Source organism: Rhizobium sp. 268 (genome assembly GCF_036571585.1).
GTDB lineage: Bacteria > Pseudomonadota > Alphaproteobacteria > Rhizobiales > Rhizobiaceae > Rhizobium > Rhizobium redzepovicii.
Window position 1 is genome coordinate 367,690 of the sequence record NZ_JAPPSO010000002.1, and the last position, 17,859, is coordinate 385,548.

At 62.0% G+C, this 17,859-nt stretch carries 15 protein-coding genes; 4 read left to right on the forward strand and 11 right to left on the reverse strand.

All coding sequences use genetic code 11. The annotated features are described in order from the left end of the window. Positions 1-60: 60 nt before the first annotated feature. On the reverse strand, positions 61-2,247 hold the full coding sequence (katG, locus tag OS035_RS05150; protein ID WP_331813421.1) for a catalase/peroxidase HPI: 2,187 nt from the start codon (positions 2,245-2,247) through the stop codon (positions 61-63). A 139-nt stretch (positions 2,248-2,386) separates the two neighbouring features. Between katG and OS035_RS05155 the strand changes: the two genes are divergently transcribed. Then, positions 2,387-3,301, forward strand: a complete 915-nt coding sequence (locus OS035_RS05155) for a hydrogen peroxide-inducible genes activator (protein ID WP_097624259.1) — start codon at positions 2,387-2,389, stop codon at positions 3,299-3,301. Positions 3,302-3,322: 21 nt separating this feature from the next. Here the strand turns inward: OS035_RS05155 and panB are convergent, their stop codons facing one another. After that, on the reverse strand, positions 3,323-4,144 hold the full coding sequence (gene panB / locus OS035_RS05160) for a 3-methyl-2-oxobutanoate hydroxymethyltransferase (protein ID WP_097624260.1): 822 nt from the start codon (positions 4,142-4,144) through the stop codon (positions 3,323-3,325). Then, entirely contained in the window at positions 4,141-5,043 is a 903-nt protein-coding gene (gene panC, locus OS035_RS05165) for a pantoate--beta-alanine ligase (protein ID WP_331813422.1), read from the reverse strand. Before panC ends, panB begins: the two co-directional genes overlap by 4 nt. A gap of 233 nt (positions 5,044-5,276) precedes the next feature. On the opposite strand from panC, the gene OS035_RS05170 reads away from it, so the two are divergent. The 3 genes from OS035_RS05170 to OS035_RS05180 all read left to right on the forward strand — a co-directional run bounded on the left by OS035_RS05170 (position 5,277) and on the right by OS035_RS05180 (position 8,758). Then, entirely contained in the window at positions 5,277-5,756 is a 480-nt protein-coding gene (locus OS035_RS05170) for a ProQ/FINO family protein (RefSeq protein ID WP_131710675.1), read from the forward strand. Positions 5,757-5,955: 199 nt separating this feature from the next. Beyond that, positions 5,956-6,942: a cytochrome-c peroxidase gene (locus OS035_RS05175; protein ID WP_331813423.1), complete on the forward strand. Its 987-nt coding sequence runs from the start codon at positions 5,956-5,958 to the stop codon at positions 6,940-6,942. A 10-nt stretch (positions 6,943-6,952) separates the two neighbouring features. Then, entirely contained in the window at positions 6,953-8,758 is a 1,806-nt protein-coding gene (locus OS035_RS05180; protein WP_275617507.1) for a methyl-accepting chemotaxis protein, read from the forward strand. Here the strand turns inward: OS035_RS05180 and repC are convergent. The 8 genes from repC to OS035_RS05220 form a co-directional block, all read right to left on the reverse strand. Beyond that, positions 8,740-10,068, reverse strand: coding sequence for a plasmid replication protein RepC (repC, locus tag OS035_RS05185; protein WP_331813424.1), 1,329 nt, complete (start codon positions 10,066-10,068; stop codon positions 8,740-8,742). The two genes, OS035_RS05180 and repC, sit on opposite strands and share 19 nt — an antisense overlap. Positions 10,069-10,280: 212 nt before the next feature. Next, positions 10,281-11,255, reverse strand: coding sequence for a plasmid partitioning protein RepB (repB, locus tag OS035_RS05190; RefSeq protein WP_097624266.1), 975 nt, complete (start codon positions 11,253-11,255; stop codon positions 10,281-10,283). Between the two features lie 69 nt (positions 11,256-11,324). Next, positions 11,325-12,533: a plasmid partitioning protein RepA gene (repA, locus tag OS035_RS05195; RefSeq protein WP_310804464.1), complete on the reverse strand. Its 1,209-nt coding sequence runs from the start codon at positions 12,531-12,533 to the stop codon at positions 11,325-11,327. Positions 12,534-12,774: 241 nt separating this feature from the next. Then, entirely contained in the window at positions 12,775-13,836 is a 1,062-nt protein-coding gene (locus OS035_RS05200; protein WP_097624268.1) for an ABC transporter ATP-binding protein, read from the reverse strand. 22 nt (positions 13,837-13,858) lie between these two features. Next, a complete protein-coding gene (locus OS035_RS05205) occupies positions 13,859-14,713 on the reverse strand; it encodes a sugar phosphate isomerase/epimerase family protein (RefSeq protein ID WP_097624269.1) in 855 nt (284 codons plus the stop codon). A 47-nt stretch (positions 14,714-14,760) separates the two neighbouring features. Then, positions 14,761-15,999 carry an ROK family transcriptional regulator gene (locus OS035_RS05210; RefSeq protein ID WP_097624493.1) on the reverse strand — a complete coding sequence of 413 codons (1,239 nt, stop codon included), beginning with the start codon at positions 15,997-15,999 and terminating at the stop codon, positions 14,761-14,763. Between the two features lie 41 nt (positions 16,000-16,040). Further along, entirely contained in the window at positions 16,041-16,883 is an 843-nt protein-coding gene (locus tag OS035_RS05215) for a carbohydrate ABC transporter permease (RefSeq protein WP_054184376.1), read from the reverse strand. Further along, entirely contained in the window at positions 16,880-17,809 is a 930-nt protein-coding gene (locus OS035_RS05220) for a carbohydrate ABC transporter permease (protein WP_331813425.1), read from the reverse strand. Before OS035_RS05220 ends, OS035_RS05215 begins: the two co-directional genes overlap by 4 nt. Positions 17,810-17,859 lie beyond the last annotated feature (50 nt).

Consider the following 17,859-nt stretch of genomic DNA (forward strand, 5'->3'; position numbering starts at 1 on the left):
GAAGCTATTCAAAAAAACGCCCGGGCGCGGTCGAAACGGCGCCCGGGCGAATGCTTCCGATCAGACGAGGTCGAAGCGGTCGGCGTTCATGACCTTGTTCCAGGCGGCGACGAAGTCCTTGACGAACTTCTCCTTGGCGTCGGCCTGGCCGTAGACTTCGGCAAAGGCGCGAAGCTGCGAGTGCGAGCCGAAGATCAGGTCGACGCGGGTGCCGGTCCACTTGGCGGCACCCGTCTTGCGGTCACGGCCTTCATAGACGCCTTCTTGGCCGGCGGCAGGAACCCACTGGGTACCCATGTCGAGCAGGTTGACGAAGAAGTCGTTCGTCAGCGTTTCCGGACGCGAGGTGAAGACGCCATGTTCCGGCTGGCCGACCTTCAGGACGCGCAGGCCGCCGACGAGAACGGTCATTTCGGGGCCGGTCAGCGTCAGCAGCTGGGCGCGATCGACGAGCGCTTCCTCAGGTTTCATGAACTGCAGGCGCTTGCCGTTCACATAGTTACGGAAGCCATCGATCCGCGGCTCGAGCGCTGCGAAGGAATGCGCATCGGTCTGCGCCTCGGAGGCGTCCGTGCGGCCAGGCGTAAACGGCACGCTGACGGACTGACCGCCGGCCGTTGCCGCCTTTTCGACGCCGGCTGCACCGGCAAGGACGATCAGGTCGGCGAGCGAGATCTTCTTACCGCCGGTCTGAGCGGCGTTGAAGTCCGTCCGGATGCCTTCGAGAACACCAAGCACCTTGGCGAGCTGGGCCGGCTGGTTTGCTTCCCAGTCCTTCTGCGGGGCGAGGCGGATGCGCGCGCCGTTGGCGCCGCCGCGCTTGTCGGAGCCGCGGAAGGTCGAGGCGGAAGCCCAGGCGGTGGAGACCAGTTCCTGCACGCCAAGGCCGGTTGCCAGTACTTTTGCCTTCAACTCGGCGATGTCCTTGTCGTCGACGAGCGGATGATCGACGGCCGGGATTACGTCTTGCCAGATCAGATCTTCCGCCGGAACTTCCGGGCCGAGATAGCGCACCTTCGGTCCCATGTCGCGGTGGGTCAGCTTGAACCAGGCGCGGGCGAAAGCGTCGGCGAATTCAGCCGGATTTTCGAGGAACCGGCGCGAGATCTTCTCGTAGACCGGATCGAAACGCAGCGCCAGGTCGCTGGTCAGCATGGTCGGCAGATGCTTCTTGCCGGCCTCGTAAGCATCCGGAATCGAGGCTTCGGCGTTCTTGGCCTGCCACTGCTTCGCGCCGGCCGGGCTCGTCGTCAGCTCCCACTCGAAGGCGAAGAGGTTTTCGAAGAAGTAGTTGCTCCACTTGGTCGGCGTCTGCGACCAGGTGACTTCGAGGCCAGCGGTGATGGCATCCTTGCCGACGCCGGAGCCGAACGAGCTCTTCCAGCCCAGGCCCTGATCCTCGATCGCGCCGCCTTCCGGCTCGGCGCCGATCAGGGACGGGTCGCCGGCGCCGTGCGTCTTGCCGAAGGTGTGGCCGCCGGCGATCAGCGCCACGGTCTCTTCGTCGTTCATCGCCATGCGGGCAAAGGTTTCGCGGATGTCGCGCGCCGAAGCGATCGGATCGGGATTGCCGCCCGGGCCTTCCGGATTGACGTAGATGAGGCCCATCTGCACGGCCCCGAGCGGTTCTGCCAGCTGGCGTTCACCGCTGTAGCGCTCGTCGCCGAGCCAGGTGCCCTCGGGACCCCAGTAGAGCTCTTCCGGCTCCCAGACATCGGCGCGGCCGCCGGCGAAGCCGAAGGTCTTGAAGCCCATGGATTCCAGGGCGACATTGCCGGTGAGGATCAGAAGGTCAGCCCAGGAGATGCGGTTGCCGTATTTCTGCTTGATCGGCCAGAGCAGGCGGCGGGCCTTGTCGAGGTTGGCATTGTCAGGCCAGCTGTTGAGCGGCGCAAAACGCTGCTGGCCTTGGCCGGCGCCGCCGCGCCCGTCGGTGATACGGTAGGTGCCGGCGCTATGCCAGGCCATGCGGATGAAGAGGCCGCCGTAGTGACCGAAGTCGGCCGGCCACCAGTCCTGCGAATCGGTCATCAGCGCGGTAAGATCCTGCTTCAGCGCCTGGAGATCGAGCTTTTTGAATTCCTCGGCATAGTCGAAGGCCTGGCCGAGCGGGTCGGCGCGGCCGGAGTTGTGGTGAAGCATCTGCACGTTCAGCTGGTTCGGCCACCAGTCGCGGTTCGACCGGCCGGCTGGAGCCTTGTGATGTGCAACGGGACATTTGCCTGTGCTGTCCGTGGGGTTGTCCATGATTGTCTCCTTCATTGCTTGATCTGTCTGCCATTCAAACGTTGCCGAGTGGGCGCCCCCGCTCTCCTTGCTGTCTTCATATCGGAAGCATATGATAATTTTAAGTTGGATTTCCTGATTGCTGCGATAAGCTTAGCTTATGAAGAACCTGACCCTGAAACAGCTGCGTTATTTTGAAGCCCTGGCAAGGGATGGCCGCTTCCGGCGCGCTGCCGAGGCCTGCGCCATCTCCCAGCCGGCACTCTCAATGCAGATCAAAGAACTTGAGCAGGAGTTGGGCAGCGAGCTTTTCGAGCGCAGCGCGCGCGAAGTAAAGCTGACGGCCTTCGGCCAGACCTTCGCTCTCAAGGTCCGCGAGATCCTGCGCGGCGTGGACGAACTGGGGGAGCTGGCGCGCGCCTCTCGCCACTCCTTCCTGTCGCGGCTGCGCGTCGGCATCATACCGACCATTGCGCCTTATCTGCTGCCGATTATCATAAACGATCTGAACGAAACTTTCGCCGGAATTCAGATCGAGGTGCGCGAGACGCAGACGGCAAAGCTTGTTCACGAACTTACCCAAGGCCAGCTGGATACGGCAATCGTTGCCTTGCCCGTGTCGGAACCATCGCTGACCGAACTCGAACTCTTCAAGGAAGAGTTCGTGCTGGTGCGGCGGCCCGAAGACGAGGGCAAGCCGGTGCCCGAACGCGAGGCGCTGCGCGAAATGCGGTTGCTGCTGCTCGAGGAGGGCCATTGCTTCCGCGATCAGGCCTTGTCGTTTTGCAAGATCGGTTCGGCCCGCCCGCGCGAAGTGATGGAAGGCAGCTCGCTCTCCACCCTGGTCCAAATGGTCAGCGCCGGCATCGGCATCACCTTGATCCCGGAGATGGCCGTTCCCGTGGAAACGCGCTCGGCGCAGGTTTCGATCTCCCGCTTCCAGTCTCCGCAGCCATCGCGAACGATCGGCATGGTCTGGCGCAATTCGACCCCGATGGCCAAACAGCTGCTGCAGGTCTCCGAGGCCGTTCGCCGATCGGCCGATATCATGCGCGAACGACAGCTCGCGCGGTGATGGACCTGATGATGTCCCTGCTCAGGACCGGCGCTTGAACGTATGCTCCGCGGCCGGAAACTTTCGCGACCGGACTTCGTCGGCATAGGCGGAGACGGCCGCTGCGATCCTCTTGCCGAGTTCGTCGTAGCGTTTGACGAAACGCGGCGTGAAATCGTTGAACAGCCCCAGAATATCGTCGGATACCAGAACCTGGCCGTCGCAGGCGGAGGATGCGCCGATGCCAATGGTCGGTATGTGGATGGCTGACGTGACCTCCCGGGCGAGCGGTTCTACAGTGCCTTCGACGACGACGGCAAAGGCACCCGAGCCGCCGATGGCATGCGCGTCGCGCCGGATCTTCGAAGTCTCGTGTTCGGAATGGCCGACGGAGCGATAGCCTCCCGCGGTTTGGACCTGCTGCGGCATCAGGCCGATATGCCCCATGACCGGGATGCCCCGCTTCGTCAGAAAGGCAATGGTCTCGGCCATCTCTTCGCCGCCTTCCAGCTTGACGGCATCGCAGCCGGTTTCCTGCAGGATGCGGACGGCATTGCGGAAGGCCACTTCCTTCGATTCCTGATAACTGCCGAACGGCATGTCGACGACGACGCAAGCCTTGTTAACGCCGCGCATCACGGCCTTGCCGTGGGCAATCATCATGTCGAGCGTGACGCCGAGGGTGGTCTCCATGCCGTAGAGCACCATGCCGAGCGAATCCCCGACCAGCAGCAGGTCGCAATGCTCATCGAGCAGGCGCGCCATCGGCGTCGTATAGGCGGTGAGGCAGACGATCGGCTTGCCGCCCTTCATGGCTGAGATGCGGGTCGGCGTAAGACGCTTTTGAGATCCGATGGCGCTCATTTCGTCACTCCCTTTCCCGGCTTGCCCTTCCCGCCGATAACCCCGGCAACCCGGTTGTTGCGGACCACTCGATTGTCAAGAAGCCGCGTCGAGCCGAACCGAACGAAAAGCGCCACGACGACAGGCTCTTCGATCGTGCTGACCGGCTCAAGCGTCGAGGCGTCTCTGACGGCGACGACTTCGGGTTTTGCCAGAGGCTCGCGACCGAGAAATTTCGTGAGCTTTGCTTCCAACTCCCTGGCATCCGTGAGGCCGTCGGCAATCAGGCGCTCGGCCTCGTCGAGGGTCTGCGGGACGATTGCCGCGGCACGGCGCTCCTCAGGACTGAGATAGACATTGCGCGACGACAATGCGAGGCCGTCGGCATCCCTGACGGTCGGCACCGATATCACCCGCACCGGCACCGCCAGATCATCCACCATGCGCTTGATGATGACGACCTGCTGGTAATCCTTCTCCCCGAAATAGGCGGTTTGCGGCTGCACGATATTGAAGAGCTTGGAGACGACGGTGGCGACGCCGGCGAAATGCCCTGGCCTGACCGCGCCTTCGAGTTCCCGCCCTAGCTCGGGGACGTCGACCACGGTTTTCATCGGGCGCGCATACATGTCCGCGACGCCGGGAGCGAACAGGAAATTGACGCCGGCCTGCTTGAGCATGGCCGAATCGCGCCCCAGATCGCGTGGATATTTGCTGAGATCTTCGGCCGGACCGAACTGCAGCGGATTGACGAAGATCGAGACGACGACGAGATCGTTCTCGGCCCGTGCGCGCGATACGAGCTCCATATGACCGGCATGGAGATAGCCCATCGTCGGCACCAGACCGACGGTGCGTCCCTGGCGCTTCAGCGCATCGAGCGTGTGGCGCAGCTCGTCTATGCTCGAGAAAACCCGCATATATCCTCCCCGCGGCCGGTCACTCATCTTGGGCGCGGATAAGAAGTGTAATCGATGCTGGAGGTCAATGGATATTCCGCGATAAAAACGATTAGATGCAATGGCAGGCCGATAAGGCCGGCCTATATCCGCCCGGAATTGGCAGCTTGCAGCGGGGCTGGCAATATGCGAGCCGCAACGCTATTGCCCCAGTCCGTCAAGATACCATTACAGTCGGTCGCTATGGAGGATACATGGAACCTTGGAAGATCAGCCGCGGGCCGATTGCGGCAACCGAGCTCGACGTCGAGAAGGCAAACGCAATAAACACGCTGTTGATCCGGCCGGTCGGCGTGCTTCCGGCGAAGCCCGGAGATCCGATCCTCCCTTTTGCCGTCGGCCTCTTCAACGAATTGCGCCCGCTCCTGAAGGCCGACGCGGGCGTGACGACGCTGAGACGCGCGACCGCCGCCTATGTCCATTGCCGGCGCTACTATTTCGCCAGCGCCCAGCCCGATTCCATGCGCCATGGCGTGGACGGCGTGCCCTTCGAAGCGCTGTCTTCGGAAGACCGGCTGGTCGCGCAAAAACGCTTCCTCAGCCTCAAGCAGAATAATGGCAAGGTCGAGGCGCCGGAGCAGCCTGCACCAGTTCCCCCTCCCCTGTTGAGCAAGAACGAACAGATTCGCGCAGCCCTTCTCAATAGGAAAAGTTCGTCAGCCAGAGCAGGGTGAGGCTAAAACGCGTCGTCTTTCATCTGCAATGGAGGAATAGTAACCTGCTATTGTATTTCGCAGGGATAAATATCTGCGATACAACTTCAGCCGGCAAAACCTTCACGTCGGCCTCAAGTATATTTTGCTTTAGATACCATTAATGCAATTGCGCTAATTTTAGCATCAGTCAGAAACTTTCTCCGGACTTGCTAGAACGATGCGTCTCCTGATTGCAGCTTCCCTCTTCGCATTGGCCGCAATCCAACCCGGCGCGGCTGCCGATCTTTCCGCCTATAAACGGCCGCTGACCGTGCCTTTCGAAGGGGTGACGGCCTATTCCCCTCAACTGGCGACGCTCGGCAAGATGCTGTTCTTCGATCCCAGGCTTTCCGGCAATAAGAATATGACCTGCGCCAGCTGTCACAACCCGTCCTTCGGCTTCGAGACGCCTGTGAAGACGCCGATCGGCGCGGCTAATACCGCGCTCGGGCGCCAGGCACCGACGGTTCTGAACGTTGCCTGGGTCTCGCCTTTCTTCTGGGACGGTCGCGCGCCGAACCTGGAGCAGCAGGCGGCGGGCCCGATCACCGCTGCCGCCGAAATGAATGGCAAGCTCGACGATGCCGTGAGTGAAATGCATGACATACCCGACTACAAGAAGTGGTTCGGCGAGGTCTTCCCGGACCAGGGCATCAGCAAGGAGACGCTGCTGACGGCCATCGCCACCTATGAGCGGACGGTGGTTTCCAACTGGTCGCCCTTCGACCGCTGGGTTGATGGCGACGAGAAGGCGGTCTCCGACAGCGCCAAGCGGGGCTTCGAGTTGTTCACCGGCACAGCCGGCTGTTCCGCCTGCCATTCCGGCTGGAATTTCACCGACAACAAGTTCCATGACATCGGCCTGCCGAGCGACGATATCGGCCGCTACAAGATCGATCCGAGCAGCCCCGGCAATAAATATGCCTTCAAGACGCCGGGCCTGCGCAATACGCTCTACCGTGGTCCCTATATGCATGACGGCAGCCTGAAGAGCATGGACGAGGTGATCACCCACTATGAAAGCGGCGGCGTCAGCCGTCCGTCACTCGATCCGGCGATGTCGCCCTTCCTGCTGACGGAAGAGGAGAGCAAGGATCTGGTCGCCTTTCTGGGAACTTTGACCGCGGAAAAGCAAGACATCCCCTTGCCGACGCTGCCAAACTGAGGTGCAGGCAATGAAACTCTCCATACGCATGCAGATTCTCGTGCCCATGGTGGCAACGATCGTCGTCGGCTTCGGCAGCGCATTCCTGATCGGCTACCAATCGGTCACCGGCCAGACCCGGGTCGCCGCGGTGGTGGAGCAGGCGGTGAACGCCAAGCTGGCCTCCGCCCATATCGAACAGCAGTTCAGGCAAGCGACATCGGTCGTCGACCGGGTGCTGTCGATGACCAATTTCGTCTCGGCGGCCGAGGTCAAGACGGAATTCGACGAAAGCAACGGCGCGCTGACGCAATCGCTCGACGAGCTCGGCGGTATCGATCTTGCAGCGTCCTTGACCGAGGGCGCGCGCTCGCTGCGCCAGGCGCATGATGTCTGGGAAAAAGACGTCAAGGTCAGCCTCGGCCTGCAGCCGGCGGATGAAGTGCCGACCACCGAAAAGCTGGCGCGCTCGCAGCAGGCGATACTGACCGGCATTGCCGCCGTCAACGCCATCGTCGACAAGATCGCCACCGAGAGTGTCGCCGAAGCGGGCAGCGCGCTCGAGACGAAAATCGAAATCGAACTGGCACTGGCGGGCCTCGCCGCCATTATCGGCCTCGGCATTCTGATCGCGATCGCCCGGCATGTGTCGCGCCCGATCCAGCGCATTACCCACTCCATGCAGGCGCTCGCGAGTGGCGAAACCGACAAGGCAATCCCCTATGCCGGGCGCCGCGACGAGATCGGCATGATGGCCGGGTCGGTGGAAGTCTTCCGTCAGAATGCCATCGCCCGCACCCGGCTCGAAAGCGAGGCCGAGGAGAACCGGCGACTGGCTGAAGCAAACCGGCTGGTCGACCAGGAGCAGGCCGAACGGAGCGCGGCCGAGCGGCTGACGGTCGCCACATCGGGGCTGGCAGCCGGGCTGAAGCGGCTCGCGGCGGGCGATCTCGCCTTCAAGCTTTCGGAGCGGTTCGCGCCGGAATTCGAACCGCTGAGACATGATTTTAACGCTTCCGTCGAGCAGCTCGGCGGGACGCTGCTCTCCGTCTCCGAAAGTGTGTCGATCATCAATTCCGGCACCCGCGAGATCAGCAACGGCTCCAACGAACTCTCCGGCCGCACCGAACGGCAGGCGGCCACGCTGGAACAGACCGCTGCGGCGCTGAACGCCGTCACAGCCAAGGTCACCGAAGCCTTCGAGATTGCCAAAGAGGCCCGAGGGGTCGCCGACGACGCCAATCGCAGCGCCCTCGCATCGGGCAAAGTGGTGGCCCAGACGGTGGATGCCATGGGCCAGATCGAGGAATCGTCCAGGCAGATCAACAATATCATCGCCGTCATCGACCAGATCGCCTTCCAGACCAACCTGCTGGCGCTCAATGCCGGCGTCGAGGCTGCCCGCGCCGGCGAGGCCGGCAAGGGTTTTGCCGTCGTCGCCCAGGAGGTGCGCGAACTGGCACAGCGTTCGGCCCAAGCCGCCAAGGAGATCAAGGAACTGATCGGTCGGGCATCCGCCAAGGTCGCCGGCGGCGTCGAGCTGGTCAACCAGACCGGCGCAGCACTTGGCGACATCGGCCGCTTCATCGTCGATATCAACCAGCGCATGGAAGCGCTAGAGGGCTCGGCGCGCGAACAGGCCACCAGCCTGTCGGAAGTCAATTCCGCCATGCACCAACTCGACCAGGTGACCCAGCAGAACGCCGCGATGGTGGAGGAAACCACCGCCGCCAGCGTCACGCTCGCTGGCGAGGCGGAGCGCCTGCGCGACCTGGTCACCCAGTTCGAACTGGGCGGGACCGAGCCCGGCGCACGACCCTATCGCGACGCTGCCTGAACGAGATCTGTTCCTATCTCTGGCCTATGCGCCGGCCCGTCTGAAAACCGCTCCTTTGCCCGCAACAGCGCCATCAGCATCGGGCCGAGCGTGAACTCGCTCCGTTCGGCGCGCTGGGCGAGATCCCTGAGGTAGCCGCCGGCGGAGTTGATGTGCCCTCCCCTCTGCAGAATGCAGGCCATGACGGTGGCGGCGCTCTCCGGCCCCATCACCGAGGCTGCTTCCTCATAGGCCGAAGGGCTGACGCCCAGCATCGAGCGCACGACGGCCGCCGCCATCATCAGATCCCGCCAGCTGGCGATCGTGCCGCCCGGCCCGTAGTCGATGATATCAGGGCAGGCCTGGAGGACCATGCCAAGCGGGAAGGATTTCAATTTCCCGGCATGCGTCCGGACAATGGCCCGCCATCCCTCCCCATCCTCGCCGGCCATTCCCGGTTCGCGCCTTTCCAGCCCTGGCCTCGGTTCGCAACGTCGATTCGCCTCCTGCCCGGTTTCCAAGCCCGGTTCAGATTCAGATGGGGATTCGGGATTCGAATTCTGTATGTGGTGCTCAATCTGGGATTCATTGGTGCTCGCTATCTGAATTTTACCTTGCAATTCCAATGTGTTGATGATGCCTAGGCGGATCGTCTCAAGCTCATCGAGGATTGGCCCGAGGTATTCGAGCTTTGCCGCTCTCGGAATGCCCTGCAACAGCGCCTGGAACGTCGAAGCGATGCGCTCCCAGTCGCCGGGAACCGCTTCCTCAATGGCCGCGGAAATGAGCTTGGCGATGTCGCGACGGCAGATGGTCAGCCGCTCCTTCATCCTCCGCAGCATCTGCCGGTCGGCGGCAATGCGTGCGGCGATCGTTTCGATCTCGGCGGCGCGGGCAAGGAGCGGCGCCAGGCTGAAGCCGTAGGCCTCGCCGATGCCGCCTTCCCTGTTGCGCCTGATATAGCGCTTGCCGTTCGGGCTGTCTTTGCGGGAGATGAGGCCGGCCTCGACAAGCACGGCGAGGTGCCGGCGCAACGTGGCGGCGGCCATGCCGCGTGCTCTCAGCGAAAGCTGCATGTTCGAGGGAAAGACCACGAGCCCGCCTTCGCTGGAGAGTTCGTCCTGCGGATAAAAACTCAGCAGCGCATCGAGCACTGTCAGCGCCCGGTCGGTTACGTCGAGTCCTGCCCGGGCTTCGCAGACAGATCGGAACAGTTTCCATTTGTTGCGCGTCGTCCCGGCCGCGATCGCTTCGCCGCGCCGCTGTTTCAGCAGCATGGCAAGCGACATCGGCCGCCGCCCGAAGGGCGTCGTTGCAGATTCACTCTCCATTTCCTTCACCTCTCATCAGGCAAAAGAAATCCGCTCACCGAAACGATGCGAGGATAAGAGCGCTGGAGCGTCTTTTACGCGTCTGAAAAGACACGCGCAGCGCTGCAGGACTCTTGACTGGGATTCGTGAAAATGCGATTCTCTGTCTTGCTTAAGGATAGGAGAAGGGCTTCCACGACTCAGGTCGTTTGGGGGCCTTTTTCTTTTGCGGTTTAGTCTCCTTGTTTGCTCTCCTCGGCGAGGAATTGCTCATAGAGCGCATCCAGCCTGCTGGAGAGAAATTCCCCGAAGCGGCCGGCATTCCTCGCTTTCATCGAGAGCGAGAACGCCTTGCCGTCATTCTTCATTTCCGCCTGGACCGCCTTGTCTCGCGGCTGCCATTTCACCTTCCTTGCCGCTGCCGTCTTCTTCACCGGTCGCGCGCTTTTGTTGAGCGCCGCATAGAGCGTTTCGAAACGTTTGTCGGAAGGCAACTGATGAAAGCTGTCGTCCTGCAGGACCTGGGCGACGCTTGCTGCATTGGCCGATTTGCCGGCGAGCAGCGACAACTCCACCCAGCGTTCGCGGCCGATGCCAGGTGCGGGGCCGATCGCCTGGACGACCTCCGGCGAGATGCGATCCATCACCGATATCATTTTCGAGATCGACGCCGCATTGGCGGCAAGGGCTGTCGAAATGACCTCCCTGTCGTATCCCAGTTCTTCCAGCCGCCCGGCGAAGAGCGCCCGTTCGATGAAGGTAAGATCGGCGCGGGCCGAATTCTCCTGCCCCTGGGCGATGACATGGGTGCGGTCGTCGATCGCTTTGACAACGGCCCTGACATTACGGCCGAGCTCGCGGGCGGCACGCAGCCGCCGGTGGCCGAAGACCACTTGATAGTGTCCGTCGATCTTGGCGTGGGGGCGCACCAGAATGGGCGTGTCCTGCCCGCGCGCACGGATCGCTTCGACCAGCGCGCGGAATTCCTCGTCATCCTCGGACAGGCGATCCTTGACGAAGGAGACCTCGACGACATCGGGGTCGAGATCGACGACCGCCTCGCCCTCCAGGAATTTTTCCGCCTGCTTGGCGAGTTCGTCCAGCGAGCGGACGAGCGACCGGCCCGCCCCGCGCATCGGATAGTTCGGCGCGCCTGCATTCTCGTCAGGCATGTCGGCCAGCCCCTCCAGCAGATTCTTTCGTGCCATCACGTCCTCCGATTGCGGTCAATCAATTGATTCGGTTCAAGGAAACCGTGAATTTGTCAGCCGACAAATTCACCGCCCCCATGCCCGATGAATAAGCTCGGCGATCTCGACGTTGACGGCATCCATCGCCTCCAGCGCCCGGTCGTAGGTTCCCCGGTTCATCGACGACCGTTCGACCTCATACAGCGTCTGCTTGGTAATCCCGGCATCCGAGATCGCCGTCGACTTGACCATTTGCTGCTTCAGCATGAATTCGTGGAACATCGTCGACATGAAGCCGACCATCTGTGCCTGCGGCACATCGGTCGGCTCGTAGCGGGTGATGAGATAGCGGTACCAGGAGAGGTTCACTTCGGCTCCGGCCGCTCGGATCGGCTTCAGGATGCCGCCGAGCATCAGCAGGAACTGGCCCATCGACATGACGTCGAGCATCTGCGGATGGATGGTGATCAAAACGCTGGTCGCCGCCGTAAGCGCCGTCAGCGTGAGGTAGCCGAGCTGCGGCGGGCAATCGAGAACGACGACATCATAGCGGTCATCGACCTCGGCGAGCGCCCGCGAAATGCGGGTGAAGAAGGTCTTGCCGTCATTGCTCGACTTATCGGCCATCGCCAGCGGCGTGTCGTATTCGTATTCCTGCAGGTCGAGATTGGCCGGCACGATATCGAGGCCGGGAAAGTTCGTCTTATGGATGATGTCAGAGAGCGGCTTCTTCTCGCCGTCGTAGCGGATCGCTTCATAAAGGGACGAGGCCTGGTCGAACTCCGGCTGGAAACCGTGCAGCGAGGACAGCGATGCCTGCGGATCGAGATCGACGGCAAGCACGCGGTGGCCGGTCAGCGCCAGATGCTGGGCAAGATGGGCCGCCGTTGTCGTCTTGCCCGAGCCGCCCTTGAAATTGACGACCGCGATGACCTGCAGCTTCTCGTGGCCGCGGCGCTGGGGGACATACATGCGGCTCTCGGACCGGCCGTGGGCATCGAGATAGCGCCTCAGCTCAAGCATCTGCTCGGCGCTATACGAGCGCCGACCGGAAGGCGAGGTCTGCGGGCAGGGCCCTTTGCCTTCGAGATGCAGCTTCTTCAGCGTGCTTTGCGAGGCACCGACATAATTGGCGACCTCCGCCAAGGAGAAGTTGCGCAGCGTCTTCTTCGCATTCGGCGGAAAGCGCTGCACACTGAGCAGATGCAGCTTCTTTGAAATCACGTCGCCCTGTTCGAGGATCTGATCCTCGAAATGCAACGGCGCCTTGTTCAAGGCGGTCAAATTAGCGTTCATCGGCAGCAATCTTTCGGATAACGATTTTCGGGATCAAAGGCCCTTCTAACCGTTATTATCCGCGATTCTCCGATGCCGGCCAAGAATTTTAAGGTTAACGCATATTAACCTTTTCAGCGGTGGTTCAAGCACTTGGCGGATGCTGCTCGGATGTCGGAGCAGGAAGAAATTTCACGGCCGGGGCGCGGAAAACGCGCTCCCGGCCGCCGCCCGGCCGAAGGGGAGGGGGCAATCGGCCGGCTCAGTTCAGCGGGGTTTCACCAGAGGTGATCCGCTGTTCGTCCGCCCCGAACAGGTGGACGGTATCGTGGATGGGCGCGATCCTCAGCACGTCGCCGGGGGCGGCCCTGATCCGTTCCCGAAAGACGCAGGTGAGCGTCTGTGTGCCCAACCGAACGATAACAAGCGTTTCCGAACCCGTCGGCTCCACCACGACAGTCGTTACCTCGATGCCGTCGGGGTCGAGCCTGATATGCTCGGGCCGGATGCCATAGGTCACGGCATCGCTCGGGCGGCGCTCGCTCGGCAGCAGCAGGCCGTCGGCGGTTTTGAAGCCGCCTTCTCCCATGCTGCCCTGGATGAAATTCATCGCCGGCGAGCCGATGAAACCGGCGACGAAAAGATTGTTCGGCCGATCGTAGAGTTCCAGCGGCGAGCCCGACTGCTCGATCAGCCCGTCCTTCATGACGACGATCTTGTCGGCCATGGTCATGGCTTCGATCTGGTCGTGGGTGACGTAGATGGTGGTCGTCTGCAGCCGCTGATGCAGTTCCTTGATCTCCGAGCGCATCTGCACCCGAAGTTTGGCGTCGAGGTTCGACAGCGGCTCGTCGAACAGGAAGACCGCCGGGTCGCGCACGATCGCCCGGCCCATGGCGACGCGCTGCCTCTGGCCGCCGGACAATTGCTTTGGATATCTTTCGAGAAGATTTTCGAGGCCGAGTATCTTGGCGGCATTACCGACCCGCTGGTCGATCTCCGTCCTCGGCATGCGTTTCAGCCGCAGGGAAAAGCCCATATTCTTGGCGACCGTCATATGCGGATAGAGCGCGTAGTTCTGGAACACCATGGCGATGTCGCGATCCTTGGGCGCAAGCTCGTTGACGATATGCTTGCCGATCTGGATCTTGCCCGAGGTGATGCCTTCGAGGCCGGCAATCATCCGCAAAAGGGTGGATTTTCCGCAGCCGGATGGGCCGACCAGAACGACGAACTCGCCGTCGCCGATGTCGACCGATACGCCTTTGATGGCTTTGAACGCGCCGTAATCCTTGCGTGCATTGTTGACCGAAACATGGGCCATGACAGTCCTCCCGAATTCGCCGTCAAAGTCCGCTCAGGACCGTTTTGAGATAAGTGAGGCCGAGACGCTCGCCCTCCTTGCGCGCAGCAAGATCCTTGCCGGGCCAGCCATAGGCGGCGTCCTCGTGCTCGATCGACAGCGTGCCGTCAAAGCCATGCCCGCGCGTCTGGCTGAGGAAACGCGGCCAGTCGAGAAGGCCTTGACCCGGCAGCTTGTATTGCCACCAGCCCTTGCCGTGATAGCCGACAGCTTGCAGCACCTCATGATCGATCGCCGTATCCTTGGCGTGCAGGATGGCGATGCGGTCTTTCACCGCCTCCATCGCCTGATAGGGATCGACGCCGATGCGGATGAGGTGTGAGGGATCGAATTCCAGGCCGAAGCGGCGATCTTCGATCCTGCGGAAAAGCTCCTGCCATCCTCTCGGCGTTGTACCGATGAAATGGTCCTTCGGTCCCGGCCAATTCTCGATCGCGAAGGTGAGGCCGGAGGACTGCGTCTTTCCGATCAACTCGTTTGCGAAATCGGCGAAGTCGTCATAATTGGCCTCCTCGCTGGCGCTGTCGTCGCGGCCGGGGAAGATCACGAAGATCGGGACGCCGGCATCGCCGATCGCCTCGGCAAAATCGGCGGTCCTTGCCCGAAGCTCCCGGCGTTTTTCGCGGTCGGCATCGAGCTGATTGCCGAAATAGGTGATCGAAGAGACGAAGAGATTGCGGCTGCGGGCAAGCGTGACGGCTGCCTCCACCCGATCCGGCGTTTTGATATGGCCGCCGACATCGATTTCGATCGCGTCGAACCCCGCCGATGCGGCGAAATCCAACACTTCTTCAAGCGGGCGATCATTGAATGTCGAAGTGTAAAAGCCGATCTTCATCAAAATCCTCCCATCTTCACCAAATTCCCGGCGCCTTGCCGGCCGTTTCAACTGTTCAGGCGATCCATGTTTTTCAGCGGCGAACGCGCGCGTTGAGCCACATCCGCCGATGCGAGCATCAGGGCCGCCGCCATCGGCATGGCTGCCGCCCCCATTGCGGAGGCATCCTCGCCGAGCGAGGCGCGATGGAGCGAGGGCAGGCTCGTGTCCTCGGCGTCGAGATGTTCGTGCACATAGCGCAGCAACTCGTCGACGATGCGGATCGGCAGCCGGCCGCCGACGAGGACGGCGTCGGGATCGACGATCAAGCCGATATGCTTGACCGCGACGGCCAGATGCGCGCTCATTTCCTTCAGCCACTGCGAAACCAGGCGCCTGCCATGCGCATCGAGCGTCAGCAGATCGTGCGGAACACTCACCTCGACGTCGTGGCGGGCAAGAAAATCATAAAGTGAAAACAGCGAGAATATTTCGCCGAGAAGCTGGACCTTGTGGGCTTTCTCGTCCCGGCCGTCGGCAATGGGAAGCCAGCCGATTTCGCCGCTGAGGCCCATGGCGCCGCGGTGACCGTTGCCGTCGAGCACGAGGCCGCCGCCCGGGCAGGCATTGATGGCGATGTAGAAGAAGCTGCTGCTCTCGGCGCCGAGGCCGTAATCGAGCTCGGCAAGGGCTGCGGCATTGGCTTCGTTTTCGATGAAGACAGGATGCTGCGTCAGATTTTCGAGTGCTGCACGCACATCGAACGCCGTCCACTCCTGATAGGCCTCGGGCTTACCGAGCAGCGAAATCTCCCCGAGCCAATCCGGCATCGCCAGGCCGATGCCGGCGAGCCGCGCATCGTCGATCAGCCGGCTGCGTTGGAAATGCGAAATCGCATCTGATGTCAGCTGCAGGAATTCCGCCGGCAGGATGAAACGCTTCTCATGATGCACGCGGGCGCGGACATTGCCGACGGCATCGACCGCCAGGATCGTCAGATGGTCGCGGTCGATGTTGATGCCGATCGCAAAACAGGCATCCGGATTGATCTCGAGTTCGATCGCCGGCTGACCCCGCAGCCCATGCCGGCGGCGGGCTTCCATGATCAGACCCTCGTCCAACAGCCGGTCGACGATGCGGGCGATCGCCGGTTTGGTGAACCCGGTGCGCCTCGCGATTTCGGCGCGTGAAATCGGCGCCTGGCGGTGAATGCAGCGCAGGACGACCGCCCTGTTGTGCTCGCCGGCATCCTCGACATTGGCGCCGGTCAGATCGGGGGACGGCCTGGCGCCGAGTGTCTGGTTCATAGAGTCGAATCCTTCATCAATCATCGAGACTGAACCGCTGCTCATCCCTTCACCGCGCCGCTGGTCATCGCGCCGAGGATCAGCCTCTGGAGCGACAGGAAGGCCACGATCGCCGGAACGACCGAGATCAGGCAGGCGGCGGCAAGCAGCTGGATGGACGAGTCGGTCTGCATGCCGCGGAAGTTAAAGATTCCGACGCCGATCGGCATCAGGTCATTTTTGGTGAGCAGCAGGAAAGGCACCAGGAATTGCGACCAGCCGGCAATCACCGTGATGATGAAGACCGAGGCGATACCCGGCGCCGACAAGGGCAGGATGATGCGCCAGAACACCGAAAACCGGTTGCAGCCGTCGATCATGGCGGCTTCGTCGAGGCTGCGCGGAATGCCGTCGACCGTGCTCTTCAACAGCCAGGTCGCCAGCGGAACCCCGAGCGCGATATAGACCATGACGACGGCAAAATGGGTGTCCAGCATGCCGAGCCGGTTCATGTAGCGGTAGAGCGGCACCATGATGACAAGCGGCGAGATCATCTGGAAGAGCAGCAGTCCCATCATCGACAGGCCCTTGCCGCGGAACTGAAAGCGGGAAAAGGCGTAAGCGGCGGGCAGCGCCACGATCAGCACGCCGATCCCGCTCAAGGCCGCAAGCTTGAGGCCGTTCCAGAGATAGATTGGAAAATAGCTGTTGTTCAGCACGGTGATGAAATTGTCGATGGTTGGGTTCTGAGGAATATAGCGCGCCGCGCCGCGATAGATCTCGCGCTTGTCACGCATCGCCATCGACAGGAGATAGGTGAGGGGGCCGGCGAAGAAGACGAACATCACCAGCATGAAGAGATAGCTCAAGGCATCGCCGAGCCGCGTTCCCGTCCGCCCGCTCATTGCTCTTCCTCCTTCGGCAGGAACGAGGCATAGACGAAGGCAAGGCCGAGGCTGATGATCAGCATGAGCACGGAGAGCACGCTGCCGCCGGAGAGATCGTAGTTTCTGAAAACGATGTTGAAGACGTAGAGCGAGATCACTTCGGTCGCGCGGCCAGGGCCGCCGCCCGTCAATGTGATGATCGCGTCGAAGGTATTCACCGTCTGGATGGTGATCAGGATCATGTTGACGAGGATGGCGGCGCGCAGCTGCGGCAGGGTGACGAAGAAGAACTGCTGCGAGGCCGTTGCGCCATCGACTTCGGCGGCTTCATAGAGCGAGGGATCGATCGCCTTCAGCGCCGCATACATCACCACCATCGAAAAGGCCGTGCCGCGCCAGATGTTGGAAATCAGCGTCGACCAGGGCGCCATGGCGGGATCGGAAAGCCAGGCGACGGTTGGCATATGCATCAATCTCAGAATGCTGTTCAGCGCGCCGTAAGGCGCTTCGGAAAATAGCATCTGCCAGATGATGCCGCCGGCAATGCCCGGCACGACCCAGGCGATGAGCGCCGTCGTTCTGAGGATGGTGGTGCCGAACAGGCCGCGCTTTTCGCCGCGGATGACGGTGACGGCGACCGCAAGGCCGAGGATCTGCTGGCCGATGACACTGCCGCCGACGAAGATCAGCGTCGCCCATAAAATGTCGGGCAGCTGCGGCGAACTCAGCGCATTGACGATCGAGCCCAGCGTGTAGTCCTGAGTGTCGCCGATCAGCGTCGCATTGGTGAAGGAAAGCCGGAAAACGTCGATGACGGGGTAGAGGTAGAATATGCCGATGACGACGATCACCGGCATGATCCAGGGCAGGGGCGTCCCGGCGAAACGGCGCATGAACGTTCTGCTTTGAGGCGGGCTGTCGACCTCGATGGCAATAGGGCTCATTGGCTTCCCTGTCCGGGTTTGGCAATGTCGACGGTGCCTGCGGACAGGCG

Coding starts and splice junctions, on each gene's coding strand:
- OS035_RS05170 (WP_131710675.1), top strand. CDS start 5,277: ATGGAACCTTGGAAGATCAGCCGCGGGCCGATTGCGGCAACCGAGCTC.
- OS035_RS05175 (WP_331813423.1), top strand. CDS start 5,956: ATGCGTCTCCTGATTGCAGCTTCCCTCTTCGCATTGGCCGCAATCCAA.
- OS035_RS05180 (WP_275617507.1), top strand. CDS start 6,953: ATGAAACTCTCCATACGCATGCAGATTCTCGTGCCCATGGTGGCAACG.
- panB (WP_097624260.1), bottom strand. CDS start 4,144: ATGAGCGCCATCGGATCTCAAAAGCGTCTTACGCCGACCCGCATCTCA.
- repB (WP_097624266.1), bottom strand. CDS start 11,255: ATGGCACGAAAGAATCTGCTGGAGGGGCTGGCCGACATGCCTGACGAG.
- OS035_RS05205 (WP_097624269.1), bottom strand. CDS start 14,713: ATGAAGATCGGCTTTTACACTTCGACATTCAATGATCGCCCGCTTGAA.
- OS035_RS05155 (WP_097624259.1), top strand. CDS start 2,387: ATGAAGAACCTGACCCTGAAACAGCTGCGTTATTTTGAAGCCCTGGCA.
- repA (WP_310804464.1), bottom strand. CDS start 12,533: ATGAACGCTAATTTGACCGCCTTGAACAAGGCGCCGTTGCATTTCGAG.
- OS035_RS05200 (WP_097624268.1), bottom strand. CDS start 13,836: ATGGCCCATGTTTCGGTCAACAATGCACGCAAGGATTACGGCGCGTTC.
- OS035_RS05210 (WP_097624493.1), bottom strand. CDS start 15,999: ATGAACCAGACACTCGGCGCCAGGCCGTCCCCCGATCTGACCGGCGCC.
- panC (WP_331813422.1), bottom strand. CDS start 5,043: ATGCGGGTTTTCTCGAGCATAGACGAGCTGCGCCACACGCTCGATGCG.
- repC (WP_331813424.1), bottom strand. CDS start 10,068: ATGGAGAGTGAATCTGCAACGACGCCCTTCGGGCGGCGGCCGATGTCG.
- OS035_RS05220 (WP_331813425.1), bottom strand. CDS start 17,809: ATGAGCCCTATTGCCATCGAGGTCGACAGCCCGCCTCAAAGCAGAACG.
- OS035_RS05215 (WP_054184376.1), bottom strand. CDS start 16,883: ATGAGCGGGCGGACGGGAACGCGGCTCGGCGATGCCTTGAGCTATCTC.
- katG (WP_331813421.1), bottom strand. CDS start 2,247: ATGGACAACCCCACGGACAGCACAGGCAAATGTCCCGTTGCACATCAC.